This is a genomic window from Rhizobacter sp. (genome assembly GCF_031412075.1).
Lineage (GTDB): Bacteria > Pseudomonadota > Gammaproteobacteria > Burkholderiales > Burkholderiaceae_C > Rhizobacter.
On sequence record NZ_JANOCG010000646.1, the window covers coordinates 1 to 6,352 of the forward strand.

7 protein-coding genes are annotated in these 6,352 nt (G+C 62.3%); 6 read left to right on the plus strand and 1 reads right to left on the minus strand.

All coding sequences use genetic code 11. From position 1 onward, the window contains the following. Window positions 1-18: 18 nt before the first annotated feature. A complete protein-coding gene (locus tag RMO40_RS23925) occupies window positions 19-405 on the plus strand; it encodes an OsmC family protein (protein ID WP_309726202.1) in 387 nt (128 codons plus the stop codon). A gap of 9 nt (window positions 406-414) precedes the next feature. Here the strand turns inward: RMO40_RS23925 and coq7 are convergent, their stop codons facing one another. Next, entirely contained in the window at window positions 415-1,065 is a 651-nt protein-coding gene (gene coq7, locus RMO40_RS23930) for a 2-polyprenyl-3-methyl-6-methoxy-1,4-benzoquinone monooxygenase (RefSeq protein WP_309726188.1), read from the minus strand. Window positions 1,066-1,328: 263 nt separating this feature from the next. On the opposite strand from coq7, the gene RMO40_RS23935 reads away from it, so the two are divergent. From RMO40_RS23935 to RMO40_RS23955, 5 genes are all read left to right on the plus strand, one after another. Further along, window positions 1,329-2,399: a porin gene (locus RMO40_RS23935; RefSeq protein WP_309726190.1), complete on the plus strand. Its 1,071-nt coding sequence runs from the start codon at window positions 1,329-1,331 to the stop codon at window positions 2,397-2,399. Window positions 2,400-2,508: 109 nt separating this feature from the next. Continuing rightward, entirely contained in the window at window positions 2,509-3,492 is a 984-nt protein-coding gene (locus RMO40_RS23940; protein WP_309726193.1) for an ABC transporter permease subunit, read from the plus strand. A 27-nt stretch (window positions 3,493-3,519) separates the two neighbouring features. Beyond that, a complete protein-coding gene (locus RMO40_RS23945; protein WP_309726195.1) occupies window positions 3,520-5,100 on the plus strand; it encodes an ABC transporter substrate-binding protein in 1,581 nt (526 codons plus the stop codon). Next, on the plus strand, window positions 5,097-6,008 hold the full coding sequence (locus RMO40_RS23950) for an ABC transporter permease subunit (RefSeq protein ID WP_309726198.1): 912 nt from the start codon (window positions 5,097-5,099) through the stop codon (window positions 6,006-6,008). The genes RMO40_RS23945 and RMO40_RS23950 overlap by 4 nt, the downstream gene beginning before the upstream one ends. 7 nt (window positions 6,009-6,015) lie before the next feature. Beyond that, window positions 6,016-6,352 (plus strand): ATP-binding cassette domain-containing protein (locus RMO40_RS23955; RefSeq protein WP_309726200.1); only part of this gene is annotated, 337 nt, incomplete at its 3' end.

Genomic DNA, 6,352 nt, shown 5'->3' on the forward strand with positions numbered 1-6,352 from the left:
TGGGTGGCGGCGAGTGGCATGGCTTTCATGGCCGAAACCGGCAGCGGCCATGTGCTGATGATGGACGGTGCACCCGACGGCGGTGGCCGCAATCTCGCGCCACGCCCCATGGAAACCGTGCTGGCCGGCACGGGCGCTTGCACGGCGTATGACGTGGTACTGATTCTCAAGCGTGGGCGCCATGCGGTGACGGGCTGCCAGGTGAAAGTGACTTCTGAACGCGCAGCCACCGACCCGAAGGTGTTCACACGAATCAACATGCACTTCATCGTCACCGGCAAGGCATTGCCCGCGGCGGCCGTGGAACGCGCGATCCAGATGTCGCACGAGAAGTACTGTTCGGCCAGCATCATGCTGGCCAAGACCGCGGAGATCACCACCAGCCACGAGCTCGTGGAGGCCTAGCAACCACGCTCACAAGTGGTGGGCAGTGGTCGTCATGACCTTGGCGGCGGCGCGCATGGCCCAGCGCACCGGTGCAGGCAAGGGCGCGGCGCCCGCCTGCCGTGCTTGTGCGCCATGGCGTGCTTCGTCTTCCTTCATCTGCTGCACGATGGCTCGCGACGCGAGGTCGTTGGCGGGCAAACGATCCAGGTGTGACGCGAGGTGGTGTTCGACCTGCGCTTCGGTCTCAACCACAAACCCGAGGCTGACCTTGTCGCCGATCCGCCCCGCCAGCCAGCCGATTCCAAAAGCACCTGCGTACCAGAGCGGGTTCAGCAAGCTCGGGCGAGCATTGAGCTCGCGCAAACGCTGGTGTGTCCAGGCGAGGTGGTCGGTTTCCTCGCGTGCGGCATCGTGAAAGCTCTGACGCAAGACGGGGTCTCGGGTGGCCAGCAACTGCGCGTTGTACAGGGCCTGGGCGCAGACCTCACCCACATGGTTCACGCGCATCAACGAAGCGGACAAGCTGGCTTCTTGCTGGCCCAATGGTTCTTGCTTCGAGACGGGCTGAGGGCGTGGCCGCGCAGCACTGTTTGCACCTGCCAGTGTGCGCAACGCGTTGTCTGCGGCACTGAGCCAATCGTCCAGATTGGAATGGCCTTTTTTGGCGTGCTGATGCATGTTCATTCCCCCGAGATTACCCTAGGTGAAAAGCCTTTTTTCGAGCCTGTTTTGATGTGGGTTCATGGGTGATTTCGAGGCTCGCGAGGGCATTTTTTTCTCGTTGTTCATTGACAACAAACGGCACTCATTCACTCGTGAACCTTTGCAAGCCCAACGGCCCTCTGGTGCAATACGGCAACTTCCGCTGAGGAGTTCGGCCCGGCCGCCCCGAAGGGGGGGAAATGACCGGGACCTCTTGTTCAACCTAGGAGATAGTCGCAATGAAAAAATCTCTTCTCGCTCTCGCAGTGCTGGGCGCGTTCGCTGGTGTCGCATCAGCTCAATCGTCGGTGACGATCTACGGCATCATCGATCAAAGCGTCGCCAAGGGTAATGGCGGTACGGCCGGTACCGGTGGTGTCGCCGCGTTGGGCACCAGTGAGGCTTGGCAAGTTCGCGATGGCGGTCCGGGCTCGCGCCTCGGCTTCCGTGGCAACGAAGATCTCGGTGGCGGCCTGTCGGCTCAATTCCTGATCGAACACCGCTTTTCGCCTGACACCGGCAATCAGAACACCGGAACCCAGCCTGCGGCTACATCGACGTTCTGGTTCGGCGGTTCTTATGTTCAGCTGACCAGCAAAGATGCCGGCAGTGTTTACTTCGGTCGCTGGTATTCGCCGGTTTTCTGGGTCAGCCTGAAAACCGATCCGTTCGGTTATGGTGGCATTGCGCAGGTCGGCGCGTTGACATTCGCTAACTACACCAACCCTTCGGCTGTTGGTCTGGGTGCCCGCACCACAAACACCGTTGGCTACAAGACCCCCAACCTCGGCGGTTTCACAGCCAATGTGGCTGTGGGCCTCAATGAGAATGGAACTGCGGGCCGCGACGTAGGCGTCAACGCCGAGTACACCGCCGGCCCGATCTACGCGGGTATTGCCTACGACAAGATCAACGCCGGCACGCCGACGTTTGGCGCCACCACCGGTGCTGTGGACGGCAACTCCCTCGTGAATGCAGGTTTTGCCTACAACCTTGGCTTCATGCGCCCGATGGTCTCCTACGCGAAGAGCAAGACGCGTACTGGCAGCATAGTCAACAGCGATGCGCTCTCTTTTGGCCTGACGGCTCCTGTTGGCCCCGTCGTGGTCAAGGCGCAGTACACCCAGCGCAATACGGACCGCGCCGTGGCAGCGGGCGTGCCGAATGACGTCAAGCTGAAGAAGCTGGGCGTCGGTGTTGACTATTTCCTGAGCAAGCGCAGCAAGGTTTACCTCGACTTCGCACAAGTCAAGGAAACCAACCTGACCAACAACAGCGCCTTCGCTCTGGGCGTTCGTCACGACTTCTGATTCACCACTCGCGACTCGTGCGCGAGCCTGAATCTGAGGCCGCCTTCGGGCGGCCTTTTTCATGGCCTTTGCGGTAACTGCTCAAGATCGTTGTACAACATCGCTCCAGATGCTTGCCTTCATTCTTCGACGCCTGATCCAAGCTGTTGCCGTGATGCTGGCGGTGGCCTTCATCGCCTTCATGCTGTTCCAGTATGTCGGTGACCCGGTCACCAACCTGCTGGGGCAAGACGCCACGCCCGCGCAGCGTGAGCAACTGCGTTCCGACCTCGGGCTGGACAAGCCGTTCCCGGTTCAGTTCGCACGGTTTGTCGGCAATGCCTTGCAAGGCGAGTTTGGTTTGAGCCTGCGGCAGGGCCGCAAGGTCTCGGCACTCTTTGTCGAGCGCTTTCCGGCGACGCTGGAGTTGTCGTTGGTCGCGGCCTTCCTGGCCTTGCTGCTGGGTATCCCCATGGGCGTCTATGCTGCCCTGCGGCGGGGGAGCTTCATGTCTCAGGTGCTGATGACACTCTCGTTGCTCGGCGTCTCGTTGCCCACTTTCCTGATCGGGATCTTGTTGATCCTGGCGTTTGCCGTTTTGCTGCAGTGGCTGCCTAGCTTCGGGCGCGGTGAACTGGTCGCGCTGGGTGGCTGGAACACCGGGTTCCTGAGTCTGGATGGCTGGAAGCACCTGATCCTGCCCGCCACCACGCTGGCGATCTTTCAGCTCACGCTCATCATGCGGTTGGTGCGTGCCGAGATGCTGGAGGTTTTGCGCGCCGACTTCATCCGATTCGCGCGGGCTCGCGGTTTGCCCAACCGCGTGGTCTATTTCGGTCATGCACTCAAGAACACCCTGGTGCCCGTCATCACCATCACCGGGCTTCAACTGGGCTCGCTGATTGCTTTCTCAATCATCACCGAGCAGGTGTTCCAGTGGCCGGGCATGGGGCTGCTGTTCATCCAGGCGGTCACTTTTGCCGACATCCCGGTGATGGCCGCCTACCTGTGCGTGATCGCGCTGGTGTTCGTGACGATCAATCTCGTTGTTGACTTGCTGTACTTCGCGGTAGACCCCCGCTTGCGCGCCGAGCCGGCGGGCAAGGCGCATTGACATCTCAATTCCCACAAGGAGAAGACGATGAAACTGAAATCTGTGTTGTTGGCGGTGGCCCTTGGCCTGGCCGCTGGTTTGAGCCAGGCGGTGATGCTCAAGGTGGCCAACCAGGGCGACGCGCAGTCGATGGACCCGCACTCGCTGAACGAGTCCCTGCAGCTCACCTTCACCAACAACATCTATGAGCCGCTGATTGCACGCGACAAACAACTGGGGCTCGCGCCCGGCCTGGCCACCAAATGGGCGCAGACCCAACCCACCGTATGGCGCTTCGAGCTGCGCAAGGGCGTGAGCTTCCATGACGGCACACCCTTCACGGCCGATGACGTGGTCTTCTCGTTTGCACGCGCGGCTGGCGCGGGCTCTGACATGCAGGGCTACACCACATCGTTCAAGGAGGTGCGCAAGGTCGACGCGCACACCATCGAAATCGAAACCTTGATGCCCTTCCCCATCCTCCCGGACGTGTTGACCCAGGTCTTCATGATGAGCAAGAAGTGGTGCGAAGAAAACAAAGCCACCAACCCAGTCGATCGCCGCAAAGGCATCGAAAACGCCGCCAGCTTCCGGGCCAACGGGACCGGGCCGTATCGCTTGAAAGAGCGCCAGCCGTCGGCCCGCACCGTGCTCGTTCGCAACGGCACCTACTGGGGCAAGGTCGAAGGCAACGTCACCGAAGTGATCTTCACGCCCATCGGCAACGCCGCCACGCGAGTCGCAGCCTTGCTATCGGGCGAGATCGACCTGATGGAGCCGGTGCCCTTGCAAGACATCGAGCGCATCAAGGCTTCACCCACGCTCAAGGTGCTGCAAGGCCCGGAGTTGCGCACCATCTTTCTGGGCATGGACCAGAAGCGCGACGAGATGCTGTTCTCCAGCGTCAAAGGCAAAAACCCGTTCAAAGACAAGCGTGTGCGCCAAGCCTTCTACCAGGCCATCGACATCGAGACCATCAAGACGCGCGTGATGCGTGGCGCTTCCTTGCCCACCGCCCTGATGGTCGGCCCCGGCATTCGCGGCTTCTCGACCGAGCAGAACAAGCGCCTGCCCTACGACGTGGAAGCGGCCAAGAAACTGATGGCCGACGCCGGCTACGCGAGCGGCTTCGAGGTCGGCATGAACTGCCCCAACGACCGCTACGTCAACGACGCCGACATCTGCCAGGCGGTGGCCGCCAACCTCGCACGCATCGGTGTGAAGGTGAACCTGCAAACCGAGACCAAGGTCACCTACTTCCCCAAGATCCTGCGCCGCGACACCAGCTTGTATCTGCTGGGCTGGACGCCCAGCACCTACGACGCACACAACGCGCTGGCCGCCTTGGTTGCCACGCCCACCGACAAGGGCCAGGGCCAGTTCAACCTGGGCGCCTACAGCAACCCCAAGGTCGATGAACTCACGCTCAAGATCCAGAGCGAAACCGATCAGGCCAGGCGCAACGCCATGATCAAGGAAGCGTTCGACCTGCACACCGCCGATGTGGGGCACCTGCCGCTGCACCAACAGTCGCTGGCCTGGGCGATGAAGAAGACCATCGAGCTCACGCAGCTGGCCGACAACACCATGCCTTACCGCTGGGTGACCGTGAACGAGCGAGCCAAGTGAGCGTTGCGTTGGCGCGGTTCTTTGAAGGCGATGTCTGGCACAGCTTCAGGCGCTCGCCGCTGGCGATGGCCTCGGCGCTGGTGGCCTTCGTCTGCGTGTTCAGCGCCATGTTTGCGGGCGTTGTCGCTCCCCACAACCCCACCGACCTGGCCACGCTGGAGCTGGGCGATGCGCTGATGCCGCCGGCTTGGCTGCCCGAAGGCCGCGCCAAATACCTGCTCGGCACCGATGCGCAGGGGCGCGACATTCTGTCCGCCCTGATGTACGGCACGCGCATCTCGCTGATGGTGGGCCTGGCCGCCGTGCTGGTGTCGGTGCTCGTGGGAGTGAGCCTGGGTTTGATTGCTGGCTTCGTCGGCGGGCGCACCGACGCATTCATCATGCGGGTGTGCGACGTGATGTTGTCCTTCCCGTCCATCCTCGTGGCCTTGCTGGTTGATGGCGTGGGGCGCGCGCTGTTCCCCACGGCACACGACACGCTGGCGTTTGCGGTGCTGATCGTTGCGATATCGCTCACCGGCTGGGTGCAGTACGCGCGCACCGTGCGCGGCTCGACGCTGGTCGAGCGCAACAAGGAATACGTGCAGGCGGCGCGCGTCATCGGTGTGCCCTCATTGCGCATCATGCGCAAGCATGTGCTGCCCAATGCGCTGGGGCCGGTGACGGTGCTCGCCACCATTCAGGTGGCCACGGCCATCATCATCGAAGCCACGCTCTCCTTTCTGGGCGTGGGCATGCCGGTCACGTCGCCGTCACTCGGCACGCTCATCCGTGTGGGCAATGACTTCCTGCTGTCGGGTGAGTGGTGGATCACCATCTTCCCTGGCGTCGTGTTGGTGATGATCGCCTTGAGCGTCAACCTGCTGGGTGACTGGCTGCGCGACGCGCTCAACCCCCGTTTGCGCTGATCCCGTCATGACCCCGCCCTTGCTCGAAGTCAAAAATCTGCGCGTCGAATTCCCGTCGCGCCACGGCACGCTGCTCGCGCTCGACGACGTGTCGTTCAGCATCCAGCCCGGCGAGGTGCTTGGTGTGGTGGGTGAGTCGGGGGCCGGCAAGTCGCTCACCGGCGCAGCCATCATCGGCTTGCTCGACCCACCGGGCCGGGTGGCGGGTGGCGAGATCCGCTTCGAGGGCCGGCGCATCGACAACTTGCCCTATGAAGACATGCGCAAGCTGCGCGGCCGCCACATCGGCGCCATTTTCCAAGACCCGCTCACCTCACTGAACCCGCTCTATACGGTGGGCCAGC